This is a genomic window from Kribbella kalugense (genome assembly GCF_004365875.1).
Lineage (GTDB): Bacteria > Actinomycetota > Actinomycetes > Propionibacteriales > Kribbellaceae > Kribbella > Kribbella kalugense.
Genome location: NZ_SODF01000002.1, coordinates 872,259 through 891,303, shown reverse-complemented (window position 1 = coordinate 891,303; position 19,045 = coordinate 872,259). Strand labels below are relative to the sequence as shown.

Annotated in this window: 18 protein-coding genes; 10 read left to right on the top strand and 8 right to left on the bottom strand. The window is 68.0% G+C overall.

Annotation, left to right across the window (positions count from 1 at the left end; genetic code table 11):
* Positions 1-211: 211 nt before the first annotated feature.
* Complete coding sequence (locus tag EV650_RS21925) at positions 212-2,071, bottom strand: acyl-CoA dehydrogenase (protein WP_134120908.1); 1,860 nt, start codon at positions 2,069-2,071, stop codon at positions 212-214.
* A gap of 84 nt (positions 2,072-2,155) precedes the next feature.
* Between EV650_RS21925 and EV650_RS21920 the strand changes: the two genes are divergently transcribed.
* Entirely contained in the window at positions 2,156-2,671 is a 516-nt protein-coding gene (locus tag EV650_RS21920; protein WP_134120907.1) for a histidine phosphatase family protein, read from the top strand.
* Here EV650_RS21920 and EV650_RS21915 read toward each other — a convergent pair.
* From EV650_RS21915 to EV650_RS21905, 3 genes are all read right to left on the bottom strand, one after another.
* Complete coding sequence (locus EV650_RS21915; protein ID WP_134120906.1) at positions 2,668-3,582, bottom strand: endo-beta-N-acetylglucosaminidase H; 915 nt, start codon at positions 3,580-3,582, stop codon at positions 2,668-2,670. The two genes, EV650_RS21920 and EV650_RS21915, sit on opposite strands and share 4 nt — an antisense overlap.
* 146 nt (positions 3,583-3,728) lie before the next feature.
* Positions 3,729-5,093 carry a hypothetical protein gene (locus EV650_RS21910; RefSeq protein ID WP_134120905.1) on the bottom strand — a complete coding sequence of 455 codons (1,365 nt, stop codon included), beginning with the start codon at positions 5,091-5,093 and terminating at the stop codon, positions 3,729-3,731.
* A complete protein-coding gene (locus EV650_RS21905; protein ID WP_134120904.1) occupies positions 5,090-5,587 on the bottom strand; it encodes a SigE family RNA polymerase sigma factor in 498 nt (165 codons plus the stop codon). The genes EV650_RS21910 and EV650_RS21905 overlap by 4 nt, the downstream gene beginning before the upstream one ends.
* 133 nt (positions 5,588-5,720) lie before the next feature.
* Between EV650_RS21905 and EV650_RS21900 the strand changes: the two genes are divergently transcribed.
* From EV650_RS21900 to EV650_RS21880, 5 genes are all read left to right on the top strand, one after another.
* Complete coding sequence (locus EV650_RS21900; protein ID WP_134120903.1) at positions 5,721-6,872, top strand: anhydro-N-acetylmuramic acid kinase; 1,152 nt, start codon at positions 5,721-5,723, stop codon at positions 6,870-6,872.
* 178 nt (positions 6,873-7,050) lie between these two features.
* Positions 7,051-7,569, top strand: coding sequence for an AAA family ATPase (locus tag EV650_RS21895; protein WP_238174369.1), 519 nt, complete (start codon positions 7,051-7,053; stop codon positions 7,567-7,569).
* A gap of 91 nt (positions 7,570-7,660) precedes the next feature.
* Positions 7,661-8,668 carry a DNA polymerase III subunit beta family protein gene (locus EV650_RS21890; RefSeq protein ID WP_134120902.1) on the top strand — a complete coding sequence of 336 codons (1,008 nt, stop codon included), beginning with the start codon at positions 7,661-7,663 and terminating at the stop codon, positions 8,666-8,668.
* Entirely contained in the window at positions 8,665-9,846 is a 1,182-nt protein-coding gene (locus EV650_RS21885) for an MFS transporter (protein WP_166678234.1), read from the top strand. Before EV650_RS21890 ends, EV650_RS21885 begins: the two co-directional genes overlap by 4 nt.
* Positions 9,843-10,385 (top strand): AAA family ATPase, encoded by a 543-nt coding sequence (locus EV650_RS21880; RefSeq protein ID WP_134120900.1) that lies wholly within the window; start codon positions 9,843-9,845, stop codon positions 10,383-10,385. The genes EV650_RS21885 and EV650_RS21880 overlap by 4 nt, the downstream gene beginning before the upstream one ends.
* On the opposite strand, the gene EV650_RS21875 is transcribed toward EV650_RS21880, so the two are convergent.
* Complete coding sequence (locus EV650_RS21875) at positions 10,352-10,714, bottom strand: GNAT family N-acetyltransferase (protein WP_238174368.1); 363 nt, start codon at positions 10,712-10,714, stop codon at positions 10,352-10,354. The two genes, EV650_RS21880 and EV650_RS21875, sit on opposite strands and share 34 nt — an antisense overlap.
* 276 nt (positions 10,715-10,990) lie before the next feature.
* Between EV650_RS21875 and EV650_RS21870 the strand changes: the two genes are divergently transcribed.
* Positions 10,991-11,590, top strand: a complete 600-nt coding sequence (locus tag EV650_RS21870) for a DJ-1/PfpI family protein (RefSeq protein WP_202874807.1) — start codon at positions 10,991-10,993, stop codon at positions 11,588-11,590.
* Positions 11,591-11,686: 96 nt separating this feature from the next.
* Entirely contained in the window at positions 11,687-12,163 is a 477-nt protein-coding gene (locus EV650_RS21865; protein ID WP_134120897.1) for a MarR family winged helix-turn-helix transcriptional regulator, read from the top strand.
* Here the strand turns inward: EV650_RS21865 and EV650_RS21860 are convergent.
* Both EV650_RS21860 and EV650_RS21855 read right to left on the bottom strand, forming a co-directional pair.
* A complete protein-coding gene (locus EV650_RS21860) occupies positions 12,141-14,633 on the bottom strand; it encodes a polysaccharide lyase family 8 super-sandwich domain-containing protein (protein WP_134120896.1) in 2,493 nt (830 codons plus the stop codon). The two genes, EV650_RS21865 and EV650_RS21860, sit on opposite strands and share 23 nt — an antisense overlap.
* 97 nt (positions 14,634-14,730) lie before the next feature.
* Positions 14,731-16,710, bottom strand: coding sequence for a DUF8094 domain-containing protein (locus EV650_RS21855; RefSeq protein WP_134120895.1), 1,980 nt, complete (start codon positions 16,708-16,710; stop codon positions 14,731-14,733).
* Between the two features lie 185 nt (positions 16,711-16,895).
* Here EV650_RS21855 and EV650_RS21850 point away from each other — a divergent pair, with 185 nt between their 5' ends.
* Positions 16,896-17,486 (top strand): TetR/AcrR family transcriptional regulator, encoded by a 591-nt coding sequence (locus EV650_RS21850; RefSeq protein ID WP_134120894.1) that lies wholly within the window; start codon positions 16,896-16,898, stop codon positions 17,484-17,486.
* A 2-nt stretch (positions 17,487-17,488) separates the two neighbouring features.
* A complete protein-coding gene (locus tag EV650_RS21845; RefSeq protein WP_134120893.1) occupies positions 17,489-18,250 on the top strand; it encodes a CPBP family intramembrane glutamic endopeptidase in 762 nt (253 codons plus the stop codon).
* On the opposite strand, the gene EV650_RS21840 is transcribed toward EV650_RS21845, so the two are convergent.
* The gene (locus EV650_RS21840; RefSeq protein WP_238174367.1) at positions 18,185-19,003 is read right to left on the bottom strand and encodes an SDR family NAD(P)-dependent oxidoreductase; all 819 of its coding nucleotides are present in this window, start codon (positions 19,001-19,003) and stop codon (positions 18,185-18,187) included. The genes EV650_RS21845 and EV650_RS21840 overlap by 66 nt on opposite strands.
* Positions 19,004-19,045: the final 42 nt, after the last annotated feature.

Below are 19,045 nucleotides of genomic sequence, written 5' to 3'. Positions count from 1 at the left end.
TGGTTGGTTCCGGAATTGGCGCGACCCTGGCTAGGACAGGGGAGACCAAGCCAGGGTCACGGTGTTGCAGGGCAGAAACGTTGCCTCATTACCCCGCGTTACAACAGGGCAGATCGCGGGGCATCCCGGGGCAGATCAATCTGCCCCGAACTGATCTGCTCTGGGTTGGAGCCCCCGGCTCGGGCCGCGCAAGCGCCCGAGCCGGAGGTGCTCAGAAGGCCGACTCGGGCAGGTCCATCACGTCGAGATCGGTGAGCTCAGCCTTGACCCGCTCGGCCCGGACCGACGGCATCGTGCTGCGGACGAACCACTGGGCCGCCGCCACCTTGCCGGTGTAAAAGTCCTGGTCAGCAGGGGAAAGCTCGCCGCCCAGCCGGTCCAGCGCGACCTCGGCCTGGCGGAGCATCAGCCACGAGCAGACCACGTCGCCGAGGACGAACAGCAGCCGCGAGGTGTTCAGGCCGACCTTGTAGACGTTGCGCGGGTCGCCGTTCTCCGCCTGCGGGTTGCTGGCCATCAGGGCCTGCCCCATGATGCCCAGGATCTTCTGGGTGTCCTCGAGGCCCTTGGCGAGCAGTCCGCGCTCCTCCTTCAGCCGGCCGTTGCCTGCCTCGGAAGCGACGAACGCCTGGACCTGCTCGGCCAGATGGCCCAGCGCCTTGCCCTGGTCCTTGATGATCTTCCGGAAGAACAGGTCCTGCCCCTGGATGGCCGTCGTGCCCTCGTAGAGCGTGTCGATCTTGGCATCCCGCACGTACTGCTCGATCGGGTAGTCCTGCAGGAAGCCGGATCCGCCGAACGTCTGCAGCGACTCGGTGCCGAGCAGCGTCCACGACTTCTCCGAGCCGTAGCCCTTGACCAGCGGCAGCAGCAGATCGTTGACGCCTTCGGCAAGCGTGTCGTGCTCACCGGCGTACCGCGCCTGCTCGGCCCGGTCCTGGTACGTCGCCGTGAAGAGGACGAGCGCCCGCAGCGCCTCGGCGTACGCCTTCTGCGTCAAGAGCGACCGGCGTACGTCGGGGTGGTGGGTGATCGTGACCCGCGGCGCGTCCTTGGCCGGCTGGGTCATGTCGGCGCCCTGGACCCGCTCCTTCGCGTACTCGAGCGCGTTCAGGTAGCCGGTGGACAGGGTGGCGATCGCCTTGGTGCCGACCATCATCCGCGCGTACTCGATCACCTGGAACATCTGCGCGATGCCGTCGTGCACCTCGCCGAGCAGCCAGCCCTTCGCGGGTACGCCGTCGCCGAAGGTGATCTCGCAGGTGGTCGAGACCTTGATGCCCATCTTCTTCTCGACGTTCGTGACGAAGGCGCCGTTGCGCTCGCCGGTCAGCTCACCGGTCTCGAGGTCGAAGTCGTACTTCGGGACCACGAACAGGCTCAGGCCCTTCGTACCCGGACCACCGACACCGTCGATGCCCTGCGGCCGAGCCAGCACCAGGTGGATGATGTTCTCGGTCATGTCGTGCTCGCCCGAGGTGATGAACCGCTTGACGCCCTCGATGTGCCAGCTGCCGTCTTCCTGCAGCGTGGCCTTCGTGCGACCGGCGCCGACGTCGGAGCCGGCGTCCGGCTCGGTCAGCACCATGGTGGCGCCCCAGCCGCGCTCGATGATGTGGTGCGCGATCTTCTGGTCCCGCTCGATGCCGTTGCGCCAGAGGACGTGCGCGAAGTTCGGGCCGGCGGCGTACATGTGCACCGGCGGGTTGGCGCCCAGGACCAGCTCGGCGGCGGCCCAGCGCAGCGACGGCGGGGTCGGCTGACCGCCCAACTCGGCGGGCAGCTCGAGCTTGAACCACTCGGCGTCCATGTAGGCGTGGTAGCTCTTCTTGAACGCCTCGGGCATCCGGACCTCGTGCGCCTCCGGGTCGAAGACCGGCGGGTTCCGGTCGGCCTCCGCGAAGGACTCGGCCAGCTCGTGCTTGGCCAGCCGGTCGATCTCCGCGAGCACCTCGCGGGCGGTATCGACGTCCATGTCGGCGTACGGGCCCTGACCGAGCACCTCGCCCCGGCCCAGTACCTCGAGCAGGTTGAACTCGATGTCCCGCAGATTCGACTTGTAGTGACTCACAGGGTTCCCCTAAGCGTCGTACTCACGAGTAACTTGAGTATATACCCGCCGGTAACGAAGGCAAAGTGAGATTGAGTGTGAGGTATGAAGCTGATTTACGAGACGCACTCGATCACGGTCGACAACGAACGCGGCATCGCGACCGGCTGGCTGCCGGGTGACCTGTCCGAAGAGGGTCGCCGGCTGGCGGCCGAGATCGGGCCGAGACGGCAGGACGTCGACGTCGTCTTCAGCTCGGACCTCCGCCGAGCGGTCCAGACCGTCGAGCTGTCCGGCCTGACCGTCCCGCATCTCCAGGACTGGCGCCTCCGCGAATGCAACTACGGCACCCTGAACGGCGCCCCCGTGGACGCGCTCGACCCACGGGTCGAACGCGTCCGCAAACCTTTCCCCGGAGGCCAAAGCTACTTCGACGTCGTCGAACTGACCCGCTCATTCCTAGAAGACCTCAAACGCTGGTACGACGGCCAGGTGGTGCTCGTAGTCGCGCACTCGGCGAACCGATGGGCCTTCGAGCACCTCCTGGGCAGTCGCGCTCCGCTGGAGGACCTGATCGTCTCGCCGTTCAACTGGCAGCCAGGCTGGGAGTACGAGCTCTAGGGCGTGTAGACGGTGGCGCTGCCGTAGAGCTTTTGGGTGAAGGCGGTCATGTAGGACGAGGTGTCGGATTCGGTGAGGTTGTAGGTGAGGAAGACGCCGTAGCCTTCGTCGACGGTGCGTTGGGCGAGGCTGGCCGCCGTACTGGAGCTGGTGTCGGTGTAGGAGATGGCGGCCGGTGAGAGGCGGGACTTCTCGCTTGGGCCGCTGGGGACGCCCCAGGTGCCGTAGTACGGGTTCCAGGCGTAGTTGAAGGTCTCGGCGATGCTCTGGCCGTTGTAGGTCAGGCGGTCCGCGGCCGGGCCGATGTCGTAGAGCGTGATCAGCTTGTTCGGAAGCTTGGCGCGGAGCGCCTGGACCAGGTAGACAAACGAGAAGTCGTTCGGCTGGCCGGTGCCGTTGTTGCCGTACTCCGCGTATTCGTCGTCGAAGTCGATGCCGTCCAGGCCGTACTGGTTGACCGCGTCGGCGAGCTCCTGAGCGAACGCGTCGGCGGCGGCCTGGGTCGGGAAGTTCGCGAAGCCGGCGCCCTGGTGGTTGCCGAGGATCGACAGCACCACCTTGATGCCCTTCTGCTGCAGCGGGCGGACCTGGGTGGCGACGTTGTCGAGCACGCTCTGCACCTGCTGGTTGAAGGACAGGTACGCCTTCGTGCCGTCGTAGTTGATGTTCGCGGCGAAGATCGCCGCCACGTCGATCACCTGTGCGCCGCCGTTCGCCAGGGTGTACTTGCCGGCGCTCAGCATGCTGTGGTCGTTGACTTCGACGTACGCGACGGTGACCGGGCCGGTCTTCTGCGCCCGGCGGCACTTCACGGCGGCCTCGGCGGGCAGCGTGGCGCCAGTGGCGACCGCGGCGGTTCCGGCGGCCAGGGCTGACAACAGGGTCCTTCGCTTCATGAGCTGTGAACTCATCCGATCGACTCCTCGTCAAAGATGGGGCGGTGTCGCTATATCGGTTAAGTACCCGTCGCCGCCTGCACAAGAGCCCAGGCGGCGACAAGAGATAAACCGGTATAGCGACACCGATCATCGATCGATGAAAACCCGGTGTCAAGGGTTCACTGCAACGGTACGACGTCCGTCTTGCCGCCGCTCTCGACCCGCACCTCGGCCTTCGCGCCGGCCGGCACCAGGAGCGCGTTCGACCGCGCTGCGCTCCACGCGCCACCGTCGTACCGGTAGGACAGCTGCGCGTCCTTGCGGGCGACCGCCCAGCCCTGGCTGTCGGGCAGCTTGATCGAGACGGGCAGTACGGCGGCCTTGTCCGGTACGCCGCCGTTGACGATCCGCGCCTTTCCGGACTTCGGCTTGAGTACGGCGTAGACGTGGGTCGGGTCGGCGTCGAGCGACTGCTCCCCGAGGTAGACCGAGGTCCCGCTCGCGGTCACGCCGTACCCGGTCCAGATCGACATCGCGACCCCGTTCGCGTTCGGGTCGCTGACCTTCCCGACCGTGTCGTTGAACACGTCGTTCGCCGCCTTCCGCAGCCGGTCGCCGGCGTTGGTCATCGGCCAGAGGGTGTCGGCGTCCGGCGCGAAATCTCCCCACAGCCGTTGGTCGCCGGTCGATTCGGGCGGCGCGGCGTTGATGTCGCCGTTGACGATCGACAGGTACGAGAAGGCCGTGCCCGGCATCCGGTTGAGCCGCAGGTCGCCGAGCTTCTGGCCGGACGGAAGTTGTACGACGCTGACCCGGTCGCGGAACGTCAGCGGGGTGAACGTCTGCTTGACCGAACCGTCGGCTCCGTACGTGCGCCCCTTCGACCAGCCGATCGGCTGGTCGGGCAGTTGCACGACGACGAGTGCCTTGGTGTCGTTCTTCTCGACGACGAAACCGATCTGCTGCTGCGCGCCCGGGACCGGGTAGTCGTCGCCGATGACGACGGGCTTCCCGTCCTTGTCGTCGCCGACGTACCCGACCAAGGCCGCGATGCCTTCGTGGTACAGCTGCACGTCCGAGTGGTTGCGGAGATCGGAGTTCTCGACCACGATCGCGGCCCGGCCGCCCGGCGTGTTGCCGGCCCAGGCGACCATCGCGTCGTTCTGCAGGTGGTTGAAGATGCCGCGGCTGTGGTTGATCGACGTGGCGTGCGAACTCCGCCAGGCCGCCAGCACCTGATCGAGGTACGCCTTGTCGCCGGCCAGGTCGCCACGGGTCGGACCGTTCATCAGGAACGCGTACGGGTCACCCTGGCCGGGCGTCGACGCGGCCGGTGGTTCGGACAGGTGGTTCAGGAGGGTCGGTGCGGTGATCGCGACCCCGCCAACGGCGACCGTGGTCAGTGCGATCGCGCCAGCAGCGATGAACCGGCGGCGCCGGAGCCGACGCGCGCCGCCGGCCCGCGCCCGGTCGAGCATGTCGGGAGGCGCCTGTACGCCGTCCACATCGGCGCTCAGCCGCTGCTTGAGTTCGGTCTCGGTCATCGCAGTCCTTCCAGGATGGCGGGTTCGGTGATGAGGCGGAGCCGGTCCAGGGCACGGGACGCCTGGCTCTTCACGGTGCCGAGCGAGCATCCGAGCGCTTCGGCGGTCTGGGCTTCGCTCAGGTCCTCGTAGTACCGAAGGACGATCACGGCGCGCTGCCGCGGCGGGAGCTCCTGCAGGGCGGTGATCAGCTGGTCGCGGACCGCGTGGTCCTCCGACCCGTCCGGGGTCGGCCGGTCGTGGTCGGCGAGCGCGACCTCGGGCTTGCGGCCCTTACTGCGCCATCGGTTGGCGGCCAGGTTGGCGAGGGTCTTGCGGGCGTACGCGTCCGGCGCGCTGTGGATCCGCCGCCAGTGGACATAGATCCGCTCGTACATCTCCTGGACCAGGTCCTCGGCCGCGGCCGGGTCGCCGACGAGCAGTACGGCGGTCCGCATCAACCGTGTCGAACTCCCGCGGACGAAATCGTCGAAGTCATCACCCCGCGTGACCATCCACCCCTCCTCGGTGATCGTTCTCGTAGTCAGATAGACACCGGTGCTGTGTCGAAGGTTGCATCGGCCGGGGTCGCGGGTGGCCGCGTCATGGATGAAGATGGACGCTGCGACGCCATCGACGGGAGTTGATATGCGAGTGATCGGGCTGATGTCCGGGACGTCGTACGACGCGATCGACGCCGCCGCCGCGGACCTGCGGCTGGACGGCGACGAGCTGGTACTGACGCCGCTGGGCATGCTGAGCCAGCCGTACCCGGAGGAGTTGCGGGCCGCGATCGCGGCCTCGTTGCCGCCGGCATCGACGACGATGGAGGAGGTGTGCCGGCTCGACACCGGGATCGGGCAGGCGTTCGCCGCGGTGGCCCGGCAAGCGGTGGAGCAGTTGTGCGGCGGGTACGCCGACCTGATCGTGTCGCACGGGCAGACGCTGTTCCATTGGGTCGACGACGGGTCGGTGCGCGGGACGCTCCAGCTCGGGCAGCCGGCCTGGATCGCGGAGGCGACCGGCGTTTCGGTGGTGTCGGATCTGCGGGCGCGGGACGTCGCGGCGGGTGGGCAGGGTGCGCCGCTGGTCAGCATCCTCGACGTGCTGTGGTTGCGGGGGCGTCCCGGCGTACCCGTGGCTCTGAATCTTGGTGGGATCGCGAACATCACGGTCGTCCACGGCGAACCGGTTGCCTTCGACACCGGTCCGGCGAATGCGCTGATCGACGCGGTGGTTGCTGAGCTGACCGGGCGGCCGTTCGACGCCGAGGGTGTGATGGCGGCGCGGGGCCAGGTGCATGAGGAGTTGCTCGAGCGATTGCTGGCGGAGCCGTACTACGCGCGGCCGGCGCCGAAGTCGACCGGGAAGGAGCTCTTCCACCTGGCGTACCTGGCCAAGGCGATGGAGGGGCTGCCGGAGATCCCTGCGGAGGACCTGGTCGCGACGGTGACCACGCTGACCGCCCGGACGGTCGCCGACGCGGTACGGCGGTACGGCGGGACCGAGGTGGTCGCATCGGGCGGCGGGATCCGGAACCCGGTGCTGATGCACCTGCTCGCGGACGAGCTGGAGATTCCGGTCCGGACCACAGATGAGCTGGGGATGCCGTCAGCGGCGAAGGAGGCGTACACGTTCGCCGTACTCGGATTCCTCACGGTGCACGGCCTCGGCGGCACAGTGCCGAGCTGCACCGGCGCAGGGCACTCCAGCGTGCTCGGCTCGGTCACACCAGGGCTGAGCGGACTACCGATGATTTCGGGCGAGCCAAGACCACCAGTGCGCCTACTGGTGCAATGACCGCACTGAGTGTCGCGCGAGTGGTGACGCTTGGCGCTGGTGACGCCCAGGCACGCACCTCGCGGCACTTGAGGAGCGCCCACGATGCTCCGCATCGAGGACGCCCCTCAAGCACCCCGATGCACGCACCTGGACGCCACCATCGCTCAAGCGACACCACTCGCGCGACACTAGTCCTGTGACGAGGTTGTTCGTGGTGACGGGGGCGCCCGGGTCGGGGAAGTCGACCGTCGTGCCTGAGTTGGTGCGGCTGAGTCCGTGGAACCTGGTTGTGATGGACATGGACGAGCTGCTGGACGACAACGGCCGGCTGCTCGAGATCGACATCGCCAGTCCGACAGCTGCACCGATCTGGCCGGCGTACAACGCGCTGTGGTTGCGGATCACGGAGCTGATCAGACGGTCCGGGATCCCGGTGCTGCTGTTGTCTCCGCTGCTGCCGACGGAGCTGCCGGAGGGACGCTGGCTGCATCTGGACTGTCCGGACGCGGTACGGCGGAAACGGCTGGCCGGACGGGGTTGGCCGGAGGCGGACATCGAGGAGGCGCTCGCGGACGCGGCGGAGATCCGCAAGCACGTACCGCGGTCGGTCCGTGGGGACGTCGCGCCGGAGCGGTCCGCGAAGAGCATCCTGGACTGGATCCGGGGCGAGCGCTTCGGCAAGACCCTCAGCCTGTGGGGCCGGCTCCGCAGTTGACCTTTCCGGAACCTTTTCGCCGCCTGGCGGCTGTTTCCTTCCGGAAAGGTGAGTTGACCTTCGAGTTGGTGGAGGGATCAGGGTCGGGCGTATGAGGTTGACGATCAGTGAGTTCGCCCGGCTTGTTGGGCTGGCGCCGAGTGCCCTGCGGTTCTACGACGATTGTGGTCTGCTGCCGCCGGCCGAGGTCGACGCGACCAACGGCTATCGGTACTACGACAGGTCGCAGCAGACCCGGGCCCGCCTGCTCCGCGATCTCCGCGAGATCGACCTCCCGCTCCCAGAGGTCCGCCTGGCTCTGGACGCCGAGCCGGCCGAGGTGGCGGACCTGGTCCGCGCGCACCTCCGCACGCTGGAAGCCAAGTCGACCGCGACCCGGTCCGCTGCCACCCGCCTGCTGACCCAACTCCTCTCCCACCAGACCACCGCCGTACTTGGCGGGCCCGAGCTGGCCAGCGCGATCCGCCAGGTCGCACCTGCGGCAGCCTCCGACCCCTCAGAGTTGGGGTGTGTGCTGATCGAGTTGGCGGCTGACGAGCTCACGTTCGTGGCGACGGACAGGTATCGGTTGGCGGTGCGTTCGGTTCGGCCGGTGGAGTTTGGCGGGGCCGGCGGGCAGGTGCTGGTTCGGGCGGACGAGCTCGCGGGGATTACCAGGTGGGCTGCGGCCGGCGACGTCGTACGGGTGGAACTAGGTGGGTCGCTCACGTTCGTGCGGGGAGACGAGTCGCGTGAGCTGGCGGTGGTTGCTGCGGAGTATCCGGCGTACCAGCAGATCCTCGACGGGTTGACGCCGCCGGTGTGCCGGGTGGTCGTCGATCGGGTCGGGCTGCTCGAGGTGCTGGTCGGACGGGATGTTGTTGCCTTTGACATCGATCCGGACGGGCTGCGGATCGGGGACGAGGTGAAGCTCGACGCGATCGGGTCCGGTTCGGTGCGGATCGGGTTCACCGCGAGTCTGCTCGCCGGCGTGCTGGAGGCGAGTGTCGGGCCGGACGTACTGCTCGAGATCTGCGAGCCGAGCCGGCCGGTCGTCGTACGGTCGGCCGATCAGGGCACGTTCACCACGCTCGTCATGCCTGTCCGGCTGGACGGGTGAATCGGGCGTACTACGGCTGGCTGGCAGGCTCCACACTCTCGGTCCTCGGCGACACCGCGCTGTTCTTCGCGCTCGGTTGGGCGGCGACGGGCATCGGCCCGCACGTCGCGGCGCTGGTGCTGACCGGGTTCACCCTGCCGCGCGCCGTACTCCTCCTGCTCGGCGGTGTCCTCGGCGATCGCATCGGCCCGCGCCGACTGCTGCTCGTCTGCAGCGCGATCGTCGGCACGTGCTGCTTCCTCCTGGCGGCCGCGGTTGGGATCCGTGGAGTCTCGGCCGGTCTGCTGCTGACTACGGCAGTCGCGGTCGGGACGGTCGATGCGTTCGCGCTTCCGGCTGCGGGCGTGCTGCCGCGACTGTTCGTTCCCGACGATCAGTTGCCCAGGGCAATGGCGTTGCGTACGTCGGCCACCCAGCTCATCACCCTCGCCGGCGGTCCACTCAGCGGGCTGCTGGTCGCGGTCGTCGGGCTGGTCGGGGCGCTCGTGCTCGACGGGCTGACGTTCGCCGTCCAGTTCGTCGTACTGCTGATGCTCAGACCGCCGTACGACGTGACTCCGCAACGTGATCGGCGATCCGTGGTGCGTGAGGCTCTGGACGGTCTGCGGGTCGCGGTCGGGGATCCGGTACTGCGGATGGTGCTGAGCGTGGTCGCGTTGGTCGCAGCCTTTGTCCTGCCGGTCACGTCGTTGTGCGTGCCGTTGCTCGCGCGTTCCCACGGCTGGGCGGCGAATCAGGCGGGCTTCGTCGTGGGTGGGAGTGTGGCTGGTGGGCTGCTCGTGACGATCCTGGTCGCCCGTTTCGGCACGTTCGATCGCGCGGGGTTGACCGGTGGACTGGGCTGCCTTCTGGCCGCTTGCGGAATCTCGGGGCTTGCTTTCTCGGTGTCCGTCCCGATGGCGGTCGGTGCCACTCTTGTGCAGGGCGTCGGCGTTGGGCTCTTTACATCGCACCTGGCTCCGGTGTTTGTCCGCAGTACGCCGCGATCGCACCTGACTCGGTTGCAGTCGCTGCTATCGCTGGTCCAGACCGTGCCGTTAATCGCGTCGACGAATCTGCTCGCCGCGATCGACGTCCGCCATGCGCTCGTGCTTGCGGCCGCGGCGACGGCGGTCGCTGGGCTCACGTTGCTTCGGCTCGAACCAGTGGTCGCGGCGGAGCGTCGTACTGCAACGTGACGGTGATCTGGATCAACGGAACCTTCGGCGCAGGCAAGACCACGACGGCCGGCAACCTCGTCAACCTGCTCGAAGGCGCGCGCCTCTTCGACCCCGAGCACGTCGGCTACCTGCTGCGCGCGAACCTCCAAGACCAGCAGTTCACCGACTTCCAGCAACTCCTGCCGTGGCGAACGCTGGTCCCGATCGTCATGGACGAGATCATCCGCTTCACCGGGCACGACGTGATCGCGGTTCAGACGGTTCTGGTCGAGTCGTACTGGCAGGAGCTCGAGTCCGGCCTGCGTTCTCGTGGTCACGACCTCATTCACGTCGTACTCGACGCCGACGCGGACTCCCTGCACACCCGCATCGACGGCGACCCGGACGGCGTCGATATCCGCCCCTGGCGCCACGAACACGTCGACCGCTACCTGACCGCGCGCCCGTGGCTAACTGCCGCCGCCAACCTGGTCGTCAACACCACGACCAACCCGGCCGACGCCGTCGCCGCCCAGATCCGCGACTACTTGGCGAACTCGATCTCGAAGGTCGGGTAGTCCGGCTGCGGACACGGCTCGCCGCGATACCCCAGCCGCTCGTAGAACGGCGCGGCCCGCTCGTGATGCGCCTGCCACTCGAGATACCGCACCCGAGTAGACGCCCACTCAGCCACCGCCACCATCAAGTCCCGCCCGACCCCACCACGCCGCCGATCCGGCAGCACGTACAGATCATGCAGCCGCGCGTGGTGCTTCCGCCCGGCCCGAAGATGCGTCCCGTAGTTCTGCACCGCGGCGTACCCGATCAGCTCACCACCGTCGTCGTACCCAAAGGCCACCCACCGCGGATCCCCCACCAACTCCTCGAAGAACCCCCGCGACTCCACCTCCGAAAACTCAGTCCCAAACCCCTCAACCAACGGCCACAACCCAACCCAGTCATCCAGCCCCAGCTCTCGCACACCCATCCCCCCACCCTCCCAGCCCGCGATCCCCTCAGCACGTGGTTTTGCTGTTGCGTAAGGACAGGTAGTACACCCGCGATACGCCGTACGCACGGACCCGACGACGCTCAGGTGTACTAGTCGGCAGCCGACACCTCCTGTCCTTACGCAAGCGGCGGCTTCTTGACAGCATGTTGTCGTTATGACAGGATGTTGTCTATGAGGACAGCTTATGTGGGGATGTACGAGACGTTGGCGGACTGGGAGATCGGGCACCTGGTCGTGGAGTTGCGGACCGGGCGGTTTACCGGGGTGCCGTGGACTGTGGTGACGGTGGGGGAGTCGTTGGAGCCGGTGGTGACCATGGGCGGGCTGCGGGTCGTGCCGGATGTGACGATCGCGGACGTTGAGCCGGATGCGGGGGATCTGCTGGTGCTGGCAGGGTCGGCGCATTGGGATACGGGTGGTGGGGATGCGTTCGCGAAGTTGGCGGCGCGGTTCCTCGAGGCGTCGGTGCCGGTGGCGGCGATCTGTGGCGCGACGGCGGGGCTGGCTCGGGCTGGGTTGCTGGACGAGCGGAAGCACACGAGTGCGGCGAAGGAGTACCTGCAGGCGACGGGGTACGACGGCGTTGGCAACTACGTCGATGAGCGAGCGGTTGTTGGTGGGGATGTGGTGACGGCGGGGCCGGATTCGCCGGTGCAGTTCGCGGCGGCGGTGTTGCGGCGACTCGAGCTCGCGGACGAGCGGAAGCTGGATGCGTACGAGGGCGTCTTCCACCGCGCCGACCCAGCGGCCTACGCCCAGCTGGTCGGCTGACGATCGCGCGGCCTCGGTCCGCTATCCGATGACGACAACGCGGCGTACCCGATGACGGTCATGCGGCGGCCGTCCGGCGTACCGGATGATGGTCGGATGACGGTTCCACCGCGGGAGAAGTGGCCGAAGGCTGACAAGCAGTCGGAGGGTGGTGCGGTGTTGACGGATGTCGTCCTCGCCACCTTCCGGCTGAACGCGCGTCTGATGGAGGCCGCTCAGGGCCTCGCCGCGCACGGCGGTCTGACGGCAGCGTGGTGGCAGGTGCTCGGCGGCGTACTGGACGAGCCTAGGTCGGTCGCCGACGTCGGGCGGATCATGGGCGTCAGCCGGCAAGGCGTGCAGCGGATCGCGGACCTGCTGGTCGAACGCGGCCTCGCGGAGTACCGCCCGAACCCGGCCCACCGCCGCGCCAAACTGCTCGCCTGTACCGAGGCCGGCCACTGGGCGATCCGTCAGATCGCGGTCGCCCAGCACCCGTGGACCACCGAGCTCAGCAAGGCCGTCGACCTCGACGACCTTCGTACGACGCTCGCCACCATGCAGACCCTGATCACCAAGCTGGAAGAAGCTTGACCGCCAGACTCTTCCCGTAAAGCTGCCGCGTCGTGAACGTCAGCCGCGTCCCGGTGATCGTGCGCGTCACCTGAACCCCGGGCACCGGAGTCGCTGCCCGCAGGTACTGCGCCCACAGGTTGACGGTGATCGTGTCCCGCCGTGTCGTCGGATCCGACACGGCGACCGTGACACCACTCGACTTCCGCTGGACGATAACCGAAGCAGGCCCGTCGATCGTCAGCCCGGGCAGATTGTGTGCGCCGGATGTGAAGGTGTTCGCGGCCGTCAGTCGTAGGCCGAGATGCTGGATTGCCTGCAGCTTGGATGTGTTGGACAGCAGGGCGATCCGGCCGTGCTGGTACGACCGCAGTGTGGATTCCGTTGCGTTAGGCACCAATGCGTACGCCAGTGACCGTGTCGCGCCGGCGGCCTGGCTGACGGTCAGGCCGAAGACCTGTTTGGTCACGGCGGTGTCCGGGTTCGACGTTCGTACCACCCGACGGCTTCGGATGACTGTCTGCAGGTCGACGGACAGCGTGGTCGGCTGGAGGAAGTGGTAGCCGACCGACACGTGACCGTCGGCGTAGCGCAGCCAGCGCGGATCGACCGCTCCGGCGCCGCTCCAGTCGCGCCCATCTCGTCGTACGCCGGTCACGGCCACCGCGTCACCAGCGCCGGCGATGCGAGTGTCGAGGGTCGTCGTCACGGCGCGGGTCGCGTCGCCGACGCCGGCCGCGAGTACGACGATCTCGTCGTCAAGGAGGAACCACGACTTGGTCGCCGACGCGTTCCGATAGACCACGAAGTCGTCGGGGAGGCTCGCGCGCGACGCGTACGCGAAGTCGTCCGACTGCACCCACCCGACCGCGCCGTACGCGTCGAGGGTCGCGCCACCGGAGTGCACGTTGGCCCCGGTCGGGAAGTAGACATAGGTGTTCTGGTCTTCCGACGACGCGGTGAACCTCGGCGGATTGTCGTAGTACTGCGTCCCGTAGAGCTCCGGGACCGTCTTCCGGGTCTCGACCGGCGCCGTCACACCTGCCAGCGCGTACGGCGACACCGCGGTGAAGTAGTCGATGCCGAACGACTGCGTCTGGTCCTGGCCGGCCAGGTAGAGGTAGTGCGCGCCGTCGCCCTGGAACCACGGCATCAGGTTCTCGCCGCTCATGTACTCGTACTTGCTGATCCGCTCCGAGTTCCGCGCCAGCGCGAACGCGTACCCGGGCCGTCGATGCACGGTGCGGTCCATCGCGTTGAACGCCGTCGTACTCGCCGCCGGGTTCAGATCCGCCGGGACGATCGACGCGTCCGCCTTGAGGTCCGCGAACCGGCCGATGCTCACCGGCGAGACGAAGCTGTTCACGTTGATCGTCGGCCGTGCCGTGAACTTCGCAAAGGCCTTCAAACGCGTCGCATCCGCCGCGACTGCGTAGTCGGCCAGGTCGACGATCGCCTCGACGACGACTGCCACGTCGTCGTACCCGGTCGCCGTCCGGGACACCGCGCGACCCTTGACGGTCTCCATCATCCAGCCCTCGAAGATCAACGGCGCGAACCCGTGCTCGACCCAGCCCTGCACCACCCCGACCAGGTCGTCGCTCTGCGCGTACTCCGTCCCGGCGAGCACCTTGATCGTCTGAAGGACCCTGCTGAGCAGGGCCTTTCCGTACGAACCCGTGTACGCGACCGACGCGTGCTGGATGAACGAACCGTCCGCGTAGTACCCGTCCGTGACACCGTGCTGCAGGTTGTACGGGTCGACCGTCGCGAAGACCGTGAACTGGTCGGTCAGCGCCTTCCGGATCCGCGCGTCGTCGTTGAGCAGCGCACCCTGAAGGACCCGGTTCGACGTGATGTCGACCAGGTTCGCGCCGGTGTGGAACCGCGAGTCGAGATCGACGTCGCCGTCCTTCCCGTTGCGGAGGTAGGCGTCCATCGAAGCGACGTACTGCGTGATCAGGACAGCGTCGGCGTCGATCAGCATGAGCGTCTTCGACACGAACGTCGAGATGCCGATCTCCCAGGTGAACCAGTTGCCGTAGTACCCCTTCGACTGGTCGCCGTAGTAGTTCTCGTGCAGCCAGACGAGCTTCTCCGCGATCCGGGCGCGCACCTGCTCGTTGCCCTGCAGGTCCGACGCCGGCCCGGGCCGGCGGAACGCGAGGGCGATCTCGTAGAGGTGCTGGTACGACGAACTGAGATTCGGATCGCTGGTCCCGAGGGGGAGGCCGGCGAACAGCTCGCCGGCGCCGGCCCGGTCGAGCGCGGCCAGCCAGGTACGCGCGGTGCTGTCGATCGAGGCAACCTTGGCCGCGACCTCGGGCCGCACGTTGGACTCCGCCGTACCGGCGTAAATCGCAATCGCATTGGCCAGCAGCTGACTAGGGTCGGCGTCCACTGCTGCCATTGCGGCTGGCGCAGGTCTGACCGCGGTCAGCAGGGCGGTCGCGGGGACAAAAGACAGCAGGCGGCGGCGCGTGAGATCCACTGGTACTCCCGGGCGGATGGGAAAACCTAACCCCGGAAGTAGATCAGCAGAAACTATCCTTCAGCAACCGCTTACCGCTGACTTCTCAACGAAGTTGTCAGAGGCCGCCGGCGCCGATTAGTTGGGGGTCGATGGAGAGGACGCGGATCGCGTCGCCGCTGGTCTTGGTGGGGATGACGAGGGCTACCTGGTGGAGGTAGTCCTGGTGCAGGCTCTGGGTGTACTTGACCATGCTGCTGAAGGCGGTCGCCTCGCCGCTGGTCCAGTACGCGTTCGAGCCCGGCTCGACCCGCTGCAGGTACTGCTCGGTGATCGACAGGAACACCAGGGCGTCGCCCGACGACGTGATGAAGGTGAGCGGGTCGCCGGACGGGAGGTACGCGTCGGTCACGCTCGCGATGTACGGCTCGGCGGTGTCGGTGGCCTTCGAGGTCGCCCGCAGCTTGAGGAAATTCGACAGGCTGGTCGACGGCGTGAACAGCTTCGACTGCGGCGCGTTCTCGCCGCCGGTCAGGTACGCCGCGAGATCCTTGGCAACCGCCGCGGGCTGACTCTGGAGCTTGTTCAGGTCGCTCGTGGCCGCGGTGCGCAGCCCGTCGATCGGCGGCAGCTCCGTCGCTTTCGGCGGGTAGACCGAGTGCGTCAACAGCCACGGGCTGCCGGCGTTCTCCCGCTGCCAGACGCCGAGCTGGCGGTTGCCCGGGGCGTTGGAGACGCCGGAGCTGACCACGAACCGCATCGGGTACGACGCGAACTGCGGAGCGCCGATCTCTGGGTCGGTATAGGTGAACGGCTTCGACTTGGCCTTGCCGGTCGCGTCGAGCTTCCGCCCGATCACGAAGCCCGCTTGGGTCTGCGCGAGCGTCGGATTGCCCTCGACCGTGCCGGACAACTTGGCGTCACGAGTCTGGTTCGCGTGGTTGTTGACCTGGTTGTAGTGCTGGACGACGGCCTGCGCGTCGGCGAGCGTGACGGCCGGGCGGCTGTCCGGCGCGGTCAGGCTGTTCTTCGGCGGCATCAGGCCGCAGCTCGTTGTCGTGAGCAACAAGGCGCCGCTGGCGAGCAGCGCCGCGGTCCGCCGGACCGCTTCGTCACTCTTCTCGAACTCAGGCGAAGCAGCCAGCGGAACAGTCGCCGACTCAACAGCCTCGACAGCTTCGACAGGCTCAGTGCTCTCAACGGGTTCGTCGTACCGCTGGGGCGATCCGGCTCCGATCAGCGCCGGCGACTTGGCCCGAGCGACCGCAGCGGCCGACATGAACATCGGCGCCGCCGGAACGGTCGTGGCCGGCCGCGTCGGTGCGAACGGGCTGACCCGCTCCGGTGCGAACGGCGAGACGCGGTACGCCGGAGCAGGCTCAGGCGCAGCGTCGTCTGCTTCGACCGCGCGAGGAGCCGTCGGGACCAGGACCGGGATACGCGACTCAGGCTGGACCGGGATCTCGGTCGTCGTCGCCGCGTCGGCCACCACCGCGGTCCGGCGGCGACGGAACAGCAGCGCCAACCCGAGCGCCAGCAGCGCGACGCCCGCACCCAGCACCAGCAAGCAGATGCCGAAGAGGCGGTGCACCTGCACCCCGAAGCTGACCTGCGCACCAACTGCGGGCGTGCCGTCAGCGTTCATCACCACGACGTCGTACCGACCGTCCTGCATCGGCCAACTGACGGACTGCGAGCCGGGCGCGGACCGCGCGACCCACCAGTCGAGGTTGCCGGGCGGCGTCACCTTGCCGGTCTTGCCGCGCAGGTCCTGCGTGCCGAACGTGCTCGGCGGATCGAAGCGGATCAGCCGGGTGTGCGCGGCCCCCGCGAGGTAGTCGCGGACGTCGAGGTCCTGCCCGACGCCGACGAACAGCGGCTTGTCGCCGGACGCGGTGACATGCAGCGTCGGGCCGTGCCGGTCGAGCAGCGTGGGCGCGGTCACCACCGCGAGGCCGTGGCTGGCGAGCTCACGGCTGGGGGTCGAGATCGTGTTGTCCGGACCGACCAGCCAGAAGGCGGAGGCTGCTCCGGCGACGGCGGCCAGCAGGCCTGCCGGCGTCAGCAGCAGGCCCAGAGTGATGCGGGCGAAACGCATGAAGAGGCTCCCGTTGTACGACGAGCCCGGCGACGGACGGGTGCACCGGACGGCGGGGCTCGCTGGTCCGGACCCCTCTCCAGGTATCCGGAAGCTCACCCGTTGTCACTGAATAACTGAGCCAACAAGGATCTGTTACGATTTCGTCAGTTAACGAATGGCCATTCACAAACTAGGAGGCGGCAATGGCGCGGCCGAGGCTGGTGAGCGACGACGTGATCCTGGACGCCACCCGCCAGGTCCTGGCCGAGCTCGGACCGGTCAAACTGACCCTCGCCGCGGTCGGTGCGCGGGTCGGGCTGGCGCCGCCGACGCTGATGCAGCGGTTCGGGTCCAAGCGCGGGCTGCTGCTCGCGTCCGCCGCCCGGTCGCCGCTGATGGTGCTGCGTGAAGCCGAGGCGGCCGCCGCCCGGAACACTTCGCCGCTGGCGACCCTCCGGGACTTCGGACTGTCGGCCGTTGCCCACATCAAGCATCGCGAGGAGCTCGGCAACGGTCTCGGATTCGTCCAGCTCGACGTCGCGGACCCGGAGTTCCGCCGGCACGCGCTGGCGCACTCGGCCGCGATCGTGGACAGCTGCGACCGGTTCTACCGGGCCGCGGTGGAAGCCGGCGAGCTCCGCGCGGACACCGACGTACCGGCGCTCGCGCGCCACACCCTTGTCTGTTTCAACGGTGCGCTCCAGGTCTGGGCGGTGAACGGCTGGGGCTCGCTGACCGAGTTCCTGGCCGAGCAGCTCGATCTGGTGATCGCCCCCTACCTCGCTCAGGAGTAACGGTGTTTCTACGCGTATCGGTCTTCTATCTGGTCACGATGGTCTTCAGCGGATTGTTGAACGTGTTGCAGTCGGCTGTCGGGCTGAGTCCGGACCTGATCCAGATCGTCCAGTTCGCGCCGGCTCTCGCGGTCGGCGTGATGTTCCTGCTGTTCCGTCGTACGACGCGGGTCGACGCGCGGTTCACGCCGGTGTCGGTTGCCGCGGGCCGGAGTGCGCTCGTGGTGGGGATCGTGATCGCGGCGATGCTGGCGTCGGTGCTCGTCCACGTGATCGCCGGCCGGCCGTGGCGGGCCGAGAGCCTGCCGTTCCCGTTCTGGGCGCTGGTGATCACGATGATCGTCGGTGCCGCGGGCGAGGAGCTCGGCTGGCGCGCGTACCTGCAGCCCTACCTGCAGACGCGCTTCTCGGTACTGCGTTCGTCGCTCATCGTCGGCCTGCTCTGGGGCTTCTGGCACATCGGCGGGTTCTCGCACGGGCTGGTGTACATGGGGCTCTTCGTCGTGATGGCGACCGGGCTGGCGGTGGTGATGGGTGCGGTGGTCAACGGCTCCCGCCGTACCAACCTCGTCATCGCCACCGCTGCCCATGCCGCGGTCAACCTCGGCCTGATCCTGCTCTTCACCGAGGAGAACGGTGACCTGTTCCCGATGGCGGTGCTCGCCGGGGTCTGGGCGATCGCCGCCGTCATCGTCACCTCAGTGCAGGTACGACGCCCCGTTGAAGTCGAGGACCGCGCCGCTAGCCCAGTTCGCCTGGGGTGAGGCCAGCCAGTAGATCGCGTCGCCCACCTCTTCGGCGGTGGCGACGCGGTCGAACGGGCTCTGCGCCCGGATCGCGTCGCCGCCAGGACCCGCCAGGAACGACTCGGTCATGTCGGTGGCGATGAATCCGGGCGCGATCGACGTCACGGTGATGTCATGTGGGGCCAGTGATGCCGCCAGTGACTGCCCGAGCGAGTGCAGTCCGGCCTTGGAGGCGCCGTACGCGGGCACATCCGGCTCGCCTCGATAGGCGCCGCGCGATCCGACGTTCACGACAGCACCTCGCCGTACGCCGTCCGCGGGGTCCGTGTCGAGCATCTGCCGGGCCACGCACCAGGTCACATGCGCCGCGCCCTCGAGGTTGACGGCCAGGGTACGGCGCCAGGTCGCGACCCATTCGTCGTACGACGTCTCGCTCAGCGGGTGACCGATCCGACGCGAGCCCGCGACCGGCTCGTCGACGAACATCGCGGCGTTGTTGACGAGTACGTCGATCCGGCCGAGCGCGGACGCCGCTTCGTCAACCAGGGCAGGGATTGCGGCCGGATCACCGAGATCCGCGGCGACCACCGCATGACCGTCGCCGGGCAGTCCGGCGCGGATCTCCTCAGCGCGGTCGACCGCGCCGCGGCAGTGCAGGACGACACGGTCGCCGGCCCGCGCGAACGCACGGGCGGCCGCCGCGCCGACGCCCCTGGATGCGCCGGTGATGAGCACTCCTCTGGACAACTCGTCCTCCTTGGTTGACTGCACGCCATTCTGCCCTTGCCGCCACTCTGACGACGACGTGACATC

What these genes read in the sequence shown, in the direction of transcription:
- EV650_RS21900 (WP_134120903.1), top strand. Translation starts at nt 5,721, where the DNA reads ATGCGAGTGATCGGGCTGATGTCCGGGACGTCGTACGACGCGATCGAC.
- EV650_RS21855 (WP_134120895.1), bottom strand. Translation starts at nt 16,710, where the DNA reads ATGCGTTTCGCCCGCATCACTCTGGGCCTGCTGCTGACGCCGGCAGGC.
- EV650_RS21915 (WP_134120906.1), bottom strand. Translation starts at nt 3,582, where the DNA reads ATGAGTTCACAGCTCATGAAGCGAAGGACCCTGTTGTCAGCCCTGGCC.
- EV650_RS21870 (WP_202874807.1), top strand. Translation starts at nt 10,991, where the DNA reads ATGAGGACAGCTTATGTGGGGATGTACGAGACGTTGGCGGACTGGGAG.
- EV650_RS21865 (WP_134120897.1), top strand. Translation starts at nt 11,687, where the DNA reads ATGACGGTTCCACCGCGGGAGAAGTGGCCGAAGGCTGACAAGCAGTCG.
- EV650_RS21910 (WP_134120905.1), bottom strand. Translation starts at nt 5,093, where the DNA reads ATGACCGAGACCGAACTCAAGCAGCGGCTGAGCGCCGATGTGGACGGC.
- EV650_RS21905 (WP_134120904.1), bottom strand. Translation starts at nt 5,587, where the DNA reads ATGGTCACGCGGGGTGATGACTTCGACGATTTCGTCCGCGGGAGTTCG.
- EV650_RS21920 (WP_134120907.1), top strand. Translation starts at nt 2,156, where the DNA reads ATGAAGCTGATTTACGAGACGCACTCGATCACGGTCGACAACGAACGC.
- EV650_RS21890 (WP_134120902.1), top strand. Translation starts at nt 7,661, where the DNA reads ATGAGGTTGACGATCAGTGAGTTCGCCCGGCTTGTTGGGCTGGCGCCG.
- EV650_RS21850 (WP_134120894.1), top strand. Translation starts at nt 16,896, where the DNA reads ATGGCGCGGCCGAGGCTGGTGAGCGACGACGTGATCCTGGACGCCACC.